The 14,831-nt window shown below is 43.8% G+C and carries 18 protein-coding genes, 1 tRNA gene and 1 pseudogene; 19 read left to right on the top strand and 1 reads right to left on the bottom strand.

Going from position 1 to position 14,831, the window contains the following annotated elements:
* Positions 1-5: 5 nt before the first annotated feature.
* Positions 6-80: transfer RNA gene (locus AM305_RS12320), tRNA-OTHER, on the bottom strand.
* 54 nt (positions 81-134) lie between these two features.
* Between AM305_RS12320 and AM305_RS02525 the strand changes: the two genes are divergently transcribed.
* The 19 genes and pseudogenes from AM305_RS02525 to AM305_RS02435 all read left to right on the top strand — a co-directional run.
* Positions 135-560, top strand: coding sequence for a phage virion morphogenesis protein (locus tag AM305_RS02525; RefSeq protein WP_005822899.1), 426 nt, complete (start codon positions 135-137; stop codon positions 558-560).
* 258 nt (positions 561-818) lie between these two features.
* The gene (locus AM305_RS02520; protein WP_005822894.1) at positions 819-1,889 is read left to right on the top strand and encodes a phage protease; all 1,071 of its coding nucleotides are present in this window, start codon (positions 819-821) and stop codon (positions 1,887-1,889) included.
* Positions 1,889-2,806, top strand: a complete 918-nt coding sequence (locus AM305_RS02515) for a Mu-like prophage major head subunit gpT family protein (RefSeq protein ID WP_005606542.1) — start codon at positions 1,889-1,891, stop codon at positions 2,804-2,806. The genes AM305_RS02520 and AM305_RS02515 overlap by 1 nt, the downstream gene beginning before the upstream one ends.
* A gap of 47 nt (positions 2,807-2,853) precedes the next feature.
* Complete coding sequence (locus AM305_RS02510) at positions 2,854-3,195, top strand: hypothetical protein (protein ID WP_005822892.1); 342 nt, start codon at positions 2,854-2,856, stop codon at positions 3,193-3,195.
* Complete coding sequence (locus AM305_RS02505) at positions 3,195-3,620, top strand: gp436 family protein (protein WP_005822890.1); 426 nt, start codon at positions 3,195-3,197, stop codon at positions 3,618-3,620. Before AM305_RS02510 ends, AM305_RS02505 begins: the two co-directional genes overlap by 1 nt.
* Positions 3,617-4,258: a DUF1834 family protein gene (locus AM305_RS02500; RefSeq protein ID WP_005822889.1), complete on the top strand. Its 642-nt coding sequence runs from the start codon at positions 3,617-3,619 to the stop codon at positions 4,256-4,258. Before AM305_RS02505 ends, AM305_RS02500 begins: the two co-directional genes overlap by 4 nt.
* Positions 4,259-4,438 carry a DUF2635 domain-containing protein gene (locus AM305_RS02495; protein ID WP_005822887.1) on the top strand — a complete coding sequence of 60 codons (180 nt, stop codon included), beginning with the start codon at positions 4,259-4,261 and terminating at the stop codon, positions 4,436-4,438.
* Entirely contained in the window at positions 4,438-5,850 is a 1,413-nt protein-coding gene (locus AM305_RS02490; RefSeq protein ID WP_005822886.1) for a phage tail sheath subtilisin-like domain-containing protein, read from the top strand. Before AM305_RS02495 ends, AM305_RS02490 begins: the two co-directional genes overlap by 1 nt.
* A 10-nt stretch (positions 5,851-5,860) precedes the next feature.
* Positions 5,861-6,235, top strand: a complete 375-nt coding sequence (locus tag AM305_RS02485; RefSeq protein ID WP_005606530.1) for a phage tail protein — start codon at positions 5,861-5,863, stop codon at positions 6,233-6,235.
* Complete coding sequence (locus AM305_RS02480; protein WP_005822884.1) at positions 6,235-6,600, top strand: hypothetical protein; 366 nt, start codon at positions 6,235-6,237, stop codon at positions 6,598-6,600. The genes AM305_RS02485 and AM305_RS02480 overlap by 1 nt, the downstream gene beginning before the upstream one ends.
* Before the next feature lie 77 nt (positions 6,601-6,677).
* Positions 6,678-6,818: a hypothetical protein gene (locus tag AM305_RS02475; protein ID WP_237698365.1), complete on the top strand. Its 141-nt coding sequence runs from the start codon at positions 6,678-6,680 to the stop codon at positions 6,816-6,818.
* Positions 6,819-6,871: 53 nt separating this feature from the next.
* Positions 6,872-9,187, top strand: coding sequence for a phage tail tape measure protein (locus tag AM305_RS02470; RefSeq protein ID WP_005822882.1), 2,316 nt, complete (start codon positions 6,872-6,874; stop codon positions 9,185-9,187).
* The gene (locus tag AM305_RS02465; protein WP_005822880.1) at positions 9,187-10,479 is read left to right on the top strand and encodes a DNA circularization protein; all 1,293 of its coding nucleotides are present in this window, start codon (positions 9,187-9,189) and stop codon (positions 10,477-10,479) included. The genes AM305_RS02470 and AM305_RS02465 overlap by 1 nt, the downstream gene beginning before the upstream one ends.
* A gap of 3 nt (positions 10,480-10,482) precedes the next feature.
* Positions 10,483-11,655, top strand: a complete 1,173-nt coding sequence (locus AM305_RS02460) for a phage baseplate assembly protein (protein WP_005822878.1) — start codon at positions 10,483-10,485, stop codon at positions 11,653-11,655.
* 2 nt (positions 11,656-11,657) lie between these two features.
* Positions 11,658-12,239, top strand: a complete 582-nt coding sequence (locus AM305_RS02455; protein WP_005822876.1) for a phage baseplate assembly protein V — start codon at positions 11,658-11,660, stop codon at positions 12,237-12,239.
* A 116-nt stretch (positions 12,240-12,355) separates the two neighbouring features.
* Complete coding sequence (locus AM305_RS02450) at positions 12,356-12,706, top strand: phage GP46 family protein (protein ID WP_005822875.1); 351 nt, start codon at positions 12,356-12,358, stop codon at positions 12,704-12,706.
* 12 nt (positions 12,707-12,718) lie between these two features.
* Positions 12,719-13,780 carry a baseplate J/gp47 family protein gene (locus tag AM305_RS02445; protein ID WP_005822873.1) on the top strand — a complete coding sequence of 354 codons (1,062 nt, stop codon included), beginning with the start codon at positions 12,719-12,721 and terminating at the stop codon, positions 13,778-13,780.
* Positions 13,780-14,364, top strand: coding sequence for a YmfQ family protein (locus tag AM305_RS02440; RefSeq protein WP_005822871.1), 585 nt, complete (start codon positions 13,780-13,782; stop codon positions 14,362-14,364). Before AM305_RS02445 ends, AM305_RS02440 begins: the two co-directional genes overlap by 1 nt.
* A pseudogene (locus AM305_RS02435) lies at positions 14,364-14,831 on the top strand (phage tail protein); the annotation flags it as partial. The gene AM305_RS02440 and the pseudogene AM305_RS02435, both read left to right, overlap by 1 nt.

Genomic DNA, 14,831 nt, shown 5'->3' with positions numbered 1-14,831 from the left:
ATACTTGCACTGGTGGTGGGATTCGAACCCACATAAACGGCTTTTACCCCGGCCCTTTTCCCATTGGTAACAACCAGTGCAAGTTGATTTTATACTACGCTTACTGAATTAAAAAATCAACAATAGTAAAAAAAATGATTGAGATACAAATTCACGGTATTGATGAAATTATTCAAACCTTAAATCGCATAGCTCAAAAAACTGAGAATAAACAAGACTTGATGGCTGATATTGCCGAAACAATGAGACTAGCAGTTGATAAAAACTTTGAAGAAGAAGGTCGCCCTGCTTGGCTAGGTCTAAAATATCCTAATAAATCCGGTAATATTTTACAGGGAGAGAGTGGAGATCTACGTTCAGGCATTACAGCAGAAAGCAATAATAACCAAGCTATTGTAGGAAGTAATAAAGTTTATGCTGCTATCCACCAATTCGGCGGAATGGCTGGGCGTGGGCGGAAAGTGAAAATTCCTGCCCGTCCGTTTTTACAGCTTACCGAGCAAGATGAGGCGGATATTTTAGATGATGTGCAGGATTATTGGCAAAAGTTGATCGGTTAGGCTTAAAATGACCGCCCCAAAAACGCCCCAAATTAACGATTAGGGGCGTTTTTGTTTTGTATGGTATGATTTATCATTCTTTCTTTTTTAAAATTTTTTAAAGCAGTTTTAAAGCGTTTTAAAACAAACATCACTCCTCGCTTAATGCAAGCGGTCGATTTTTTCTAAAGATTTGCAATTTGTGGAAGTTGCTCTCCTCTTTTCTTTTTCCCCAATTCTTTATTCTCTAACCTCATTAATTTGTTTTGAGGTGTTTTTGTGTTTAAGCAGAAATTCAAACTAAACCCGATTGCGTGCAGTTTTCAGCTTGAGCAAGAAGTGAATGGTCGTATTCAGCTTTTTCCTTATGGTTGGTTCTATCCGCAAGATGGGCGTGATGGAGGTTGGTATGTAGATGACACAAACGGTTATCAGCTTGCTGATGACATTAATAATTTGCAAATCCAACTGATGATCGACTATGAGCATCAAACCCTTTATGTAGCAACCAATGGCAAAGGCAACCCTGCTGCCGGCTGGATGGTGAAAGCGGAATATATTTCGGGGCAAGGCATTTTTGTTGAGGTGAAGTGGACGGAAAAAGCCACCGCTGAAATTAAAAATGGCGAGTACCGTTATCTCTCTCCACTGTTTTTAGCGGACAAATCAGGGCGTGTGATTAAGGTGCTAAATGCGGCTTTAACCAACCGACCAGCTTTACACAATCTTGCCGAAGTGGTGGCAACCTCAAGCCAATTTGCTCATTACCTAGAACCTAGCGAGGACAATTCTCAAATGAAAGAACTCTTAATTAAATTATTTGCATTGTCGGCAAATGCGACCGATGAGCAGATTACCGAAAAGCTGACCGCACTGGATAAAGCCAAAGGCGATAGCCCTGTGGCGTTGAGCGATGTGTATGCCGAACTTGCCAAAGAGCAAGGGCAAGTTGTGGCATTATCCGCAAAAGTGAATAACCCCGACCCGGCTAAATATGTGGCATTAAGCGACTTACAAGCGGTGCAGTCAGAATTAAATGGCTTAAAACAGCAAATGAACGATAAAGAGCGTGATGCGTTAATTCAAACTGCTCTCTCTGATGGTCGTTTATTACCTGCTCAAAAAGAGTGGGCGGAGAATTTAGGTAAGCAGAATTTAGTGGCGTTATCGGACTTTTTAAAAACGGTTACCCCTAATCCTGCTTTAGCAGGTACGCAATCGGGCGGTGAAGACCCGAATAAAGGTGCGGAGAAAGTGGCGTTATCGGCTGCGGAAATTGCAGCAGCAAAATCGCTTGGTTTAAGCGAAACAGCTTACATTGAAAAATATAAAACGGAGGAATCCAAGTAATGTTTAAAAAATCTGAATTATTAAAGGCACTTGATACTGCATTTCGCAAAGAATTTAGTGCCGGTTTAAAAGTGCTTGAACCACAATGGGGTACGGTTGCGATGAAGGTAAGTTCCAGCACTGCAACTAATACCTATGCTTGGTTGGGTCAATTTCCGAAAATGCAAGAATGGGTGGGTGACCGTCAAATTAAAAATATGCAAGCACAAGGGATGACGATTGAGAATAAATTATTTGAATCAACTGTTGCCGTGCCTCGTACTGCCATTGAAGATGACCAAGTAGGCTTATTTACCCCAATGGTGAAACAAGCTGCTCAAAGTGCGGCTGAATTACCGGATGATTTGGTCTTTAGCTTGTTGAAAAAAGGTAAAACAACCCTTTGCTATGATGGTCAGAACTTCTTTGATACCGATCACCCTGTTTATCAGAATGTTGATGGAACCGGCACAAGTAAAACGCAAAGTAATATCACTACAGGCTCTGCCAGCGGTAAGCCTGCGTTCTATGTGCTAGATGATAGCCAAGCCATTAAGCCGTTAATTTGGCAAGAACGCACTACACCTGAAATTGAAACGAAGTTTGACCCAAGTGAGTCAGACCACGTCTTTATGAAAGACCAATATTTATGGGGTGTTCGCTCTCGTGGTAATGCCGGTTTTGGTTTCTGGCAGTTAATTCACCGTGTTGAAGATAGTGAGTTAAACAGTGAAACGTTGGAAAAAGTATTAACTGCAATGCGTACCTTAAAAGGCGATGGCGATAAGCAGTTAAATATTCGCCCGACCACCTTGCTTGTGCCACCTTCGCTTGAGTTTGCTGCACGCAAATTGCTTGAGGCGGAATTGATTAACGGCACCACTAATACGCTAAAAGGCGTATTAAAGGTGGTAGTAAATCCATTTATTACTGAATAGGTTTAATGTTTGGCGTAGCAATACGCCCATTTTGAGAGGGTAGCAAAATGGCAAAACCAAAGAAAAATGACAGTGAAGCTTTGAACACAAACGAAAATACACCGCCTGAAGATAAAGTGAATAAACAGCCTGAAGATAAAACGGATGAACAACCTAAACCGCCTGAAAGTGAAACTAAGCCAGATGACGGTGCTTTGATTAATCCTATCGCCTTTGAAATCAAACTGAAATCCATTCACCCACAGGCGACCTATGGGCGTTGTGGCTACCGTTTCAATAAAGAAACGGCGGTGGAAATTGCTCGTGCTGATTTAACTGATGAGCAGATTATCACATTAGCTAACGACCCTTATTTGGAGTTTGTGCCGGTTGTTGAGGGTGATGCGTAATGTATGCGTTGGTTGATGATTTCGTGTTGCGAATTGGCGAACAGGAATCCATTGAACTAACCGACCGTGATATGGCAGGTGTAGTTGATGAGGCGACTCTTGAAGTGGCTTTAGTGGATTCCTCCAGCCAAATTGACGGCTATTTAAGTGGGCGTTACCGTCTGCCATTAAAGACTGTACCGCAAAATTTAAAGCGTATTTGCTGTGATTTGGCTCGTTATCATTTAACCAGCAAATCATTAGTAACGATGACCGAAGAGGTAGAAAACCGCTACAAACTTTGCTTAAAAGAGCTGGAAAACATCTCAAAAGGTGTGGTGTCGTTGAGCTTAGATGAAGAGGCTGCCGCTGAATCGGCAGATGGTGAAAACACGGTGCAGTTTTTCAATGGGGGCAACCGTATTTGGGGGCGAGACCGTAGATGATTAGCAAAATTGAGCAAGCCTTGATTGACCGTTTGCAGTTAGGTTTAGGCAAGATGGTGTATTCCGTTGCCGGTTATGCCGGAGAAATTAACGATGAGCAGTTAGATGTTCGCCGTTTGCCGGCTTGCCTTGTGTCTTACGGTGGCTCGGTATTTGAGGCTAAATCAATGGGGGCAAGGGGTAAACGCTATCAAGCCACCGATGTGTTTGTGGTGTTGGTGATTACCCGCTCAATGCGAAATCAGACCACTGGGCGTTTAGGTGGGGCAACAAGCCGAGAAGTGGGGGTAAATCAGTTATTGGGGGCAGTTAAAACCTTGCTGATTAATCAGACCTTAGGCGGTTTAGTCCACCCTATCCAACCCAAGCGAATCCGTACTATTTGGAATAATGCGGAAGTGAAGAAAGAGAAACTCTCTGCCTATGCTATTGAGTTTGAAATCAGCTACAACGAATGCAATGTGCTTGATGATGGCAGATTCCCGGAAGGGGTTGAGCCGAATGAGCAGGTCTTTAAGCAGTATCAAGGCAAGCTAGATGAACCGCAAGGCGATTTATCGGGCTTTAATAATCGGATTTTTGACCCGAATAACAATGCCGAAGCGGCATTTAGAACAGAATTTAAGGATGGTGATTAGATGTTAAAAGTGAAAGCCGCTAAAGGGGTGCGTGTGCCGGTAGAAAACCGACCGCATCACTATATTGAACAAGAAACAGTAGAGGTTGAAAACACCCTTTACTATCAACGCCGCATTGCGGATGGCGATTTGATTGTCGTCAAAGAAACCAAATCCGCTAAAGAAACAGGGGGCAAATAATGTCAAAAATTGAATTTGAGAAAATCCCGAACAGTATTCGCAAGCCAAGTGTGCTGACGGAATACAACAACAAAGATGCAGTAACTACCTTGCCGACCAATGAGCAAGAGGTGCTGATTATTGCCCCGATGACAGGCGGCGAAGCAGCCTTTACTTCACCGCATAAGTTATTTAGCGATGTGGAGGCAGAAAATTTATTTGGTAAAGGCTCGGTGGCTCATTTAATGGTTCGCCAAGCGATCCAAAATAACCCATTAATCCGTTTGACGGTGGTGGGCTTAAAAGACCACGATGCCGGTGTTGCGGCAAGCGGTCAAGTTACCTTTACCGGTACGGTAACTTATGCCGGTGTCGTTTCCGTTACGATTGCGGGGACAGCGTATGAAGTTGCTGCGGCTAAGGGCGAAGAAGCTCAAGCTATCGTTGCTCGTTTGGTGAATGTGATCAATGCGGCAAGCTATAGCCCAGTAGTGGCAAGTGCTGAAACCGAAACCACGCTGAAACTCACTGCAAAAGCGAAAGGCGAAATCGGCAATGAAATCACGCTTGCAACACGCAATACAGCAACAGGCTTAACTCTTGAAGCTCGTGCATTTGAAAATGGTCAGCGTAATGCTCAAATTGCCCCGGCATTGGCAAGCGTTGCCGGTACACATTATAACGTGATTATTTCGCCTTTTTCAGACGATGAAAATGCCCTTGCATTGCGTAGCCATTTGGAATCGGTTTCTGCCCCGATTGAAGATAAACCGGCTATCGGTGTAATGGGTTGGCGTGGCACTTATGCGACAGGCACAACCTTAACGGCAAGCCTCAATAGCGAACGCATTATTGTGGGCTGGTATAAAGGTTCGGTGGAGTCTAACGCAATGATTGCGGCAGGGCTTGGAGCAGTGATTGCGGGCGAAGAAGATCCTGCTCGCCCATTGAATACCCTTGAAATTAAAGGCTTAACGGTGGTGGACGACTCGCAAAAGCCGTTATTTACCGAAGTAAACCAAGCGTTATATCACGGTTTAAGCCCGATTGAGGTGGTGGCAAGCCGTGTGCAAATTACCCGTGCGATTACCACATACACCAAAAACGCTACCAATACGGACGACCCGAGCTATTTGGATTTAACCACGATTCGCACGTTAGATTATGTGCGTAAGGCAATCCAAACCCGTCAGCGTTTGCGTTTCCCTCGCGCGAAAAACTCGCACCGTATTGTGGCGAAAGTGCGTTCGGAAATTTTAGACGTGCTTTATCAGCTCGAAGGCGAGGAAGTGATTGAAAGTGTGGAAGCGTGGAAGTCTCGCTTATTGGTGGTGCGTAATGCTCAAGACCCGACTTACTTGGATTTAGAAATCCCTGCTGATGTGGTCAATGGCTTACACGTTATCCGCAACAAAATTACGTTAATTTTATAGGGGGTATTAGATGTCGATTGTTTATGAAGGCTCTTGCGTGCTTGAGGTGGACGGCGTTGAGATTGAGATCACCAAACTTGATGTGAAAACCGTCACCGGTCGCAAACTGGTTAAAACGATGAATAGCTCAGGGCGTGCGAGAGGTTATGCTCAAGGCATTGAGGAGCATACGATTTCGGTGACTGCTGTTGAGCCGCAAGACGGCACTTATATTGATTGGGCGAATATTAAAAATGCGAAATTAACCCGTTATCCGCTCAACAATACTGAGAAACGCACGTCTTACTTGGGCTGTTTCAGTACGGATGTGAGCGAGTCTTACACTGTTGATGGTGAATCGGTGCGTGATATTCAGCTCAACGCATTGCGTAAGGTGGAAGAGTAATGAAAGTTACCCTACTTGGTTTTGAACATAACGGCGTAATCTATCGTGATTGCACGGTGCGATTGCTGACAATGGGCGGTCAATGTACCGCTCAAGAAATGGTAGCGGATTTAGGGCTTGAGGAAAACTCGGAAGCCTTATCAAAGCGTGAGCAAACCTTAGTGGATATGGCTTATCTCTCTCAGCAAGTTACCTTTGATGGCTTGGATAAAGAGACCGTTACCCCTCAATTTTTGTTTGATAACCTTGCCGCTGATGACTACTGGACGTTGATTGAGGCAACGCTGGAGCTGCGAAAAAAGCGGTTAGAAAGTGGGGAGAGCCAAAGCGAGAGCGAAAGCCCGGTAAATCCCGATTTGGCGTAGCGGAAGCCTTTAAGCAGTACCGACAAGCGGTGATTTTACTCTCAAAATTTGCAATCACCGCCGAGCAGGTATGGCAAATGCCTTTGCTTGAGGTATTTGCGTGGATTGAGAGCTACTTGGAGAGTGAGGGCGTGAAAACACCGCATAGCCCAATGGGTGCGAATAGTGAAGTGAAACACGAAAGCTATGTCTTTACTCGGCGTGGCAAGATTGAATAAGGGGCGAAAGCCCCTTTTTTGTACTTTAAAATGAGTTTAAAGAGACTTTAAAAATGGCAAAAGATTTAGAAACTAAGCTGGTGCTAACTGCGGTGGATAATGCCTCTAAGGTAGTTAAAGATACCGCCAAAAATGCAGAAAAAGCCTTTAAAGATACCGAGCGAGCGGCACAACAAAGCAGCAATGCACAAGCCCAGTCGGCACAGAAAGCGGCAAATGCAACGGAAACCTCAAATAAAAAGATTGAGCAGAGTTATCGCAATGCCCGCAAAGTGGCTGCGGATGTAGCCAAAGCCCGTGAAACATTGGGCGTTAGAGCTGAAAATGCGATCCAACGAGAAATTGAGCAGACTCGTGCGGCGTATGACCGCTTAAAACGCTCCTGTGTTGCCTCACAAAATGAGCTACGCCGAGCCTCAGAGGCGACTAAACAACGAGTGAGAGAGCTTAATGCAGAATTGGGTAAGACAAGCTTTGGGGATAAAGCTGTAGGAGTAGGACGAGGTTTAATGAATGCTGGAGTTGGGCTTGCAGCCGGTTTTGCGGTGACCAAACCGAAGATGATGGAAGCAGCTGAATATGATATGGCTTTGGCTCGTGTGGCTGACACCGGTTATTCAGGCGGCACGATTGAGGAAAAAACACAAGGGAAGGCGAAAATCCATCAAACAATTAAAAAATCTTTGCAGTATGGAGGTACGAAAGAAGAGGCACTAGGAGCAATTAATAAATTTATGTCTGAAGGTCAAGTAAGTGTTACTGATGCTTTAGATTTACTGCCCATTGCTCAAAAGAATGCAACTGCAACGGGGGCTTCTACAGATGAAATCAGTCAAATGATTAACTCAATGTTACGTTTTGGTGTGCAGAAAGATCAAATTCAACTTGCTTTAGATTATATGAATGCTTCAGGTAAAGCAGGTGGGTTTGAATTGAAAGATATGGCTCAATATTTTCCTGAGGTTTTGGCAAGTGCAGGTGGAGCTGGTTTAAGTGGTTTAGAAGATCTTAAAAAAATAGGCATTAATTTGCAACAAGTTTATGGTGTTTCCGGTGGTGCTGCACAAACTGCAACCAATTTGAATAATTACTTCTCGAAAGTTAAGGCTTCAAGCACGGCAGATAATATTGAAAGTGTTGAGTTTACCAACTCAAAGGGCAAAAAGCAGAAGATTAATATGAAGCAATCTATGCAGAAATATATGAAAGAGGGGCAAAATGCTTCAGAGGCTTTACTTTCGATTATTGAAGATATTTTAGAGAATGACAAAGAATACCAAGCACTTTTGAAACAATATCGCTCTGCTAAAGGAGAAGATAAAAAAGCGATTATGAAAAATATCGCAAAATATATTGAGGGGACGAAAGTTGCTGAAATTATGCCTGATTTACAGGCTGGGCTTGCTACTTATGCGATGCGTAACGACCAAGTAACAAAAGAAAATACGGAAGCTCAATATACAATTGCGGAAAAAGGCAATTATAACGAAGAAAGCTATAAGTGGATTGCTGAGCAGGCTGCTTTTAGTTTTCAAAAAGCAAAGAATAACCAAGAAATGACACAACTTGAGAATTTTCAGAAAGTGAGCGATATGGCTGCCTATGTTGCAGATCAATATTCTGAATTTGCTCAAAATTACCCAAATTTGAACTCTGCCTTAATTGCCACTAAAGACGCTGTAATTGCCTTTGGTATGGCATTAGCCACCTCAAGTATTTTTGATTTATTAACAGGTGGAAAAGCTGGCAACGTAGGCAAAGGAGCTTTAGCTGCTGGAGCAATGGAGGCAGTAAGTAATAGCAAAGGAATTAAATGGGGGGTGGGTGGTTTAACACTTGCTGCCGCTGGGGTTAGTTTATACGCAGCGGCAGAAAATAGCACTGCCTATGCTGCTCAATCAGAGGCAGAAAAAGAAAAGCATTCGGAGGCAATTAAGCAATTTCATCAAGCAAATAGCCCAAAAACTACGCCAACGTTTCGCTATGGAATGCCTTCAGCAACACCAATGCCAACAACACAATATCACGGTGGTTATGTGATTGCCGATAGATTGCGAAATAATGAGATTGGGCAAGAGCGAGTGAAGCAAGGTTCGTTGAGTACAGAAGAATTAAAAGCTCGTACTGAGCGTAACCAATCTATTATTCAAGGTGTAATTAAGCCACAGGTGGATTCAGTTAGCCAAACCTTGTCTAACTACCAAGCCGACTTTCAGGCATTCGGGGCAATGATTTCAGCAGGATTAGAAGCAGGCTTAGCCGCTCAATCTCACACAATAGCAAACCAAATCACGGTTGAGCTAGATGGCTCGGTAGTCGCTGAGAAAGTGGCAGAATATCAGTTTAACTTTAACAAAAGGATGGCGTGATGAGCGGTTGGACAATGCCTATTCAGCAGGCAAGTTTTAAGGGCGTTAAGTTTGATGTTATCGGGGTCGATGATAGCTTTGAGCGAGCAGTGATTGAACACGCTTACCCTTTTGTGAATGGGGCTGATTTAGAGGATATGGGGCTAAACACCCAAACTATTCGGCTGCAAGCGATCTTTTTTGGTTCAAGTTATTACACGGATTATATTAGGTTGCTTTCGGTTTTACAGCAAAAAGGTGCTGATGTTTTAGTCCACCCTATTCGTGGGCGTTTGCCCAATATGTTGCTTGTTTCGGCAAGCCTGCATACCGATGCGGAAAATATCAATTATGTTGCCTTAGATTTGACTTTTAAAGAGGCAACCGAAATGCAGCCGATTTTTGCCTTTGAAGATTCGCTGATTTCGAAAATCGACAAGCTACTACTTGATCTCGAAAACCTGTTTGATGATGGCTTGCGTTTTTGGGATAGCGTTGGGGTGTTTGATCTGAAATCTCGTTTGCTTGGGCTTTGGGGGGCATTATTTGCCTCATTTGAGGCGGTGCGTAACCTGTTTGACTTGGACAAGAAAAAATACAGTATTGCCTCATCAACCTCACAACGCACCTATTTAAAAGACGGTTCGGGGGCATTGCACCAGCTAAAAGAAATGGTGGATAGCGGTATTCAGGGGCGTGCTGATTTAACGACACTATCGTTTAAATCTCAGTTACTCAATATTACTGATGCAGTAGATAACACTCAGGCGATTGTTAGCAAAGTGGCTAGAGATGAGGGCTTTAACCGCTCAAAAACGGTTAAGTTACTTGGCTCTGATGTGGTTGAGCTTGGCATTATGCTTGACCTTATTGCCACGACTAAGCTCACCAAAGTCTTGACTGAGCTGGTAGAAGAGCGTGAGGAAGAGCTGCTAATTGGTGATTTAGAGTTAATTAACCAAATTGTGCGTGAGCATTGGCTGAATATTATCAACAAACTGCGTGAGCAACAGGAGAACACTCAAAAAGGCGTGCCGAGTGATAAGACAAAAGTTATCTATGAGACCGCAGAAAAGCTGATCAACAATATCCGTAATGTTGCCCATCAGTTTACTGCACTTGTGCTTGCGGTAATTAATAAAAAACCGCCTTTGACCGTGCGAATGGTAATGGATAGCGGCACAATCCACAAAGTAGCCCATTATTTTTATGGGGATTACGAGCGGGCGGATGAGCTGTTACACCTTAATCCGCATATTCGCCAACCGAACTTTATCGAACAAGGCACGCTGTTAAATTGTTATTCGGAGTAAGCAATGATTGAAAATGAAATTGTAGTGGAAATTGACGGCTCGCAGCATAAAAACTGGAAAAGTTATGATATTGACAGCGATTTTTTAATCCCTGCGGATAGTTTTAATTTTGAGCTAGGAAAATCCAGCAACTTAGAGGTATTACCTAATTATTCGGGTAAAACGGCGGTGGTAAAAATTAATGGTGAAACGGTTTTAACCGGCATTGTAGATACTACCTACCACACTATTAGCAAAAGTGGGCGTGGTTTTAGCCTAAATGGACGTGATAAGGCGGCTATTTTGGTGGATTGCTCTGCCCCGATTACCAATGTGCAAGGCTTATCGTTACTTGATGCCGTTAAAAAAATTGTTAATCCGCTCGGCATTAAAGAGGTACAACTTAAAGCCGAGAAAAACCCAACTTTAAGCAAGGTCGATATTGACGTGGGCGAGTCGGCGTGGGAGGCAATTATGCGGTGTGCCAACTCTGCTGGTTTGCATTGCTGGTTTGATCCGAAAGGCGTGTTGATTGTGGGCGGAGCGGATTACGCTCAACCGCCCGTTGCCACGTTACATTGCGTGAAAGAGTCTGGCGATAGCCGTAAAAATAACTTTGTTGATGCAACGCTTTCTTACGATGTCTCACAAAGCTATTCGGAGGTTACTTTTCTTGCTCAAAAACACGGCAAAGATTCTGACAATGCCAAGCACGATTTTAAGTGGGTATATAAAAATGACGAAATGGAGCTTTATAAGCCCAAAACTATTGTGCTGGGCGATGTGGAGAACCTTGAAGCCTTGATGAAACAGGCGAAAAAGCAGGTATCAGATTGGCAGTTAGAGTCGTTTAGCCTCACCATTATTGTGCCTGACCATAAAACCAAAGACGGCACATTATGGCAAGCCGGACAACGGGTTCATGTGGTGTGTGAAGAATATGATCTCGATGGCATTTTCTTTCTGATGGGGCGGCGTTTTCGGCTTTCTCGTAGTGGTGGCACAACCACCGAGCTGCGGTTAAAACTGGATGGTGTGTGGACTCCGGACGCTTATCAAGCCAAAGCGGAAGAAGCTCGTAAGCGTAAAGGCAAAAAAGGTGATAAAGCCTCGAAAGCTAAAACGAAAAAAGGTAAAAAAGGACGTAAGAAAAAAGAGCCGGTGGAATATGTAGGCTCTTGGGAGTTGGGGCAATAAGTATGATGCGAAAACTGGCAAAACAGACAAAAGAGGTGGCAAAAGGCGTGCAAGATGGTGTGCGTGCTGCTTTTAGGGGGGTATTAAATTTAGTCAAAAGTGGGAGCGATATTCAGCAGGTGCAAGTTTCCGGTTTGGCTGATGAGACTATCCAAGACTTAGAGTTAATGCAGCACTTTGGCTTTACCTCTGTGCCTCCTGCCGGTACGCAAGTGGTTGTTATCCCTTTGGGTGGTAAAACTACACACGGTATTATAGTCGCAACCGAGAATGGCTCGTTTCGGGTTAAAAATCTGAAAAATGGTGAGGTGGCGATTTATGATTCAAGTGGTTCAACGATTATCCTTAAAAATAACCGTGTGATTGATGTAGAGTGTGATGCTTACAATGTTAAATGCAAAACTTATCAAGTTACAGCAAGTGAGGGGGCAACAATTAATGGTGATCTTACTCAAGCTGTTGGGAGCTTTTCAACAAGCGGTGATGTCACTGCAAGTGGGGATGTTTCCGCAAACGGCACATCATTAAGCACACACAAACATAATGAACAAGGTGATGGCAGACCAACTTCTGCTCCAATTTAATCTTACATAACTCACAAGCGGTCGAATTTTGCAAATTTTTTGCAGAAAATGACCGCTTGTTGTTTGTGGAAGTCTCTCCCCGTTACTCCTATCTTTAACTGCTCTACCATAGCAATATGGACAGAGAAATCAGCCCGCTCACTCGGGACTATACAAGTGACAAAATAGATACACTCCAAAATGCGGTGTATATCAGATTAACAACCCCTAAAGGCTCGTGGTGGGCAGATGGGACGTTGGGGTCTCTGCTCCATCTTATTCAACGTGAGAAAGATTTAAGCCGTGTGGGGCTGTTAGCCCAGCAGTACGCCGAGGAGGCGTTGCAACCGATTATTGATGACGGACGGGCGAAAAGTATTGTGGTCACACACGAGCAGCCAAAAGATGGCTCGTTAAATCTTTTGATCTCCGTTATTGATAATCGTGGGGTTAAATTTGAGTTTAAACACCCTGTAAAACTGGTTTAGGTAGTTTTTAAAATGTATCAAATCCCAACACTTGATGATGTGCGAAGTGAAATCCTACGAGATATTCAATCTTTAGAGCCGGCAGCTGATATTGAGGTGGACTCGGATTATTACGTCCGTGCATCTGCCTTAGCAAGCTGTGCGGTTGGTCTTTATACCCATCAAAATTGGATTGTTCGCCAGTATTTTCCTGATACGGCGGACTCAGAATACCTCGAAATGCACGCCAAACTACGGAATATTTACCGCAAAAATGCCACCTATGCGAGTGGCTCACTGAAAGTGTTTGGCACAGTCGGCTCAACAATCCAAGAGGGCTTGCAGGTTAAATATGGTGAGCGTTTTTATGTTACTAAAAGCTCAGGCGTTATTGGCTATGATGGCTCTGCTACTGTGCGGGTGATTGCAGTGGCAACAGGGGCATCAAGCAATGTTAAATCTGAAAGTAAAGCACAACTGACTGCTGCTCCTGTCGGGGTATCAAGCGACTGTTTGTTATTGCCTGATGTGACCGGCGGAACAGAAGTAGAAAGTGATGCGGCGTTATTAGCCCGACTATTAGAGCGTATCCGCCGACCACCTTCGGGCGGTAATAAAAATGACTTCAGGCAATGGGCAGAAAGCATTGATGGCGTAACCTCGGCTTTTATTTATCCACTAAGACGAGGCGAAGGCACGGTAGATATTGCCATTACCTCCGGCGATACAGTGCCAAGTGATGAAATCGTACAAGCAACTCAAGCTTATATTGACAAAGTTCGCCCTGTTACGGCTAAGTCGGTTTATGTCTTAAAACCTGTGCAAAAGAGAGTCGATTTTGAAATTAGGGTGTTACTGGATATGGATACTACGCTTGAGGGCGTAAAAGCGGAAATCGAAAATGCCTTAGAGAACTACTTTTTATCACTGAAACCTGCGGATACGCTAATTATCTCGCAAATTGAAGCGGTGATTAGTGACTTGGTCGGTGTGGTTGACCGTGAAGTGATTAAGCCAGCTCGAAATCAGGTGATTGATGCCTATCGTGAGATGGGTTGGTTTAGGCTTGGGAATATTGTTGTGAGTGAAATGTGATGGCGATTGAATCTAAACATGGTCAGGCTCTAGCAGGGTTATTACCGCCAGTTTCATACGATCCTAACGGTCGGTGGCTCGCATTATCGCTCGAAGTAGAAGGGCGAATGCTAGACCGTGTGTCTGCGAAAGCAGAAATGTTACGAGATGCGGTGGATGTTAGTACTGGGATTTTTATTGGTGATTGGGAACGAGTTTGTGGTTTAACCGCAAATAGCAAGCTAGATTTAGCAACACGTGTGCAACGAGTGATTGCGAAGTTAAATCAGCTTGGTGGGTTGTCGATTGGGTACATCACTCAAGTTGCTAAAGATTTGGGCTACTGCATAAAAATTAACGAACCTCAGCCATTTATTGCAGGGATTAGTCGAACTGGGGATATGCTTTGGCACAAAGATATTATGTGGACATTTTTTGTTGATGTTTGCAACCCAACAGATGACCACGAACGTTTTAGAGCTGGTATATCAAAAGCTGGCGATACATTGATGGGACGATATAGCGACCCAGTATTAGAAAGTTTATTGGAAGAAGTCAAACCTGCATTTAGTCGTGTGTGGGTTAGATATTTAGGAGATTTTTAATGAAACAAGTAATGAATCCAATCAATACTCCTACACAGCGTTTTAAAGATGGTAATCCAGCAACGGGTGAATATGGCACGATTGTTACCGCCCAGTTTTTGAATGATACGCAAGATTCAATCATTAATATACAGCAAGAGTTGCATAGTGTACTTGCTGAAGCAGATATTGAAGCAAATAATGAACAACTTGATCAGCTAGCTAAAGCAATCAAGAAAATTGCGGGCGATGCTACACGTGATAATTTTAACGAATTAGCCAATCCAGACGGTTACAAACACATCGGCCGATGTAAATCTGTAGCCGAACTTCGTACCATCCGCCCAACTGAACACGGTCAGCGTATTTTGGTGGATACTTACTATGAGGGTGGCACAACAGGCGGTGGCGAGTTTGTGGCTGATTTGCAGGATTTAATCACGCCTGACGATGGTGGGACGTGTTTTGTGGTTGATGGAAATGGGGGA

The sequence above is a fragment of the Actinobacillus minor NM305 genome (genome assembly GCF_000175195.1).
Lineage (GTDB): Bacteria > Pseudomonadota > Gammaproteobacteria > Enterobacterales > Pasteurellaceae > Haemophilus_A > Haemophilus_A minor.
Note: the sequence above shows the minus strand (reverse complement) of the source record. Positions and strands in the feature narration are given on the sequence as shown.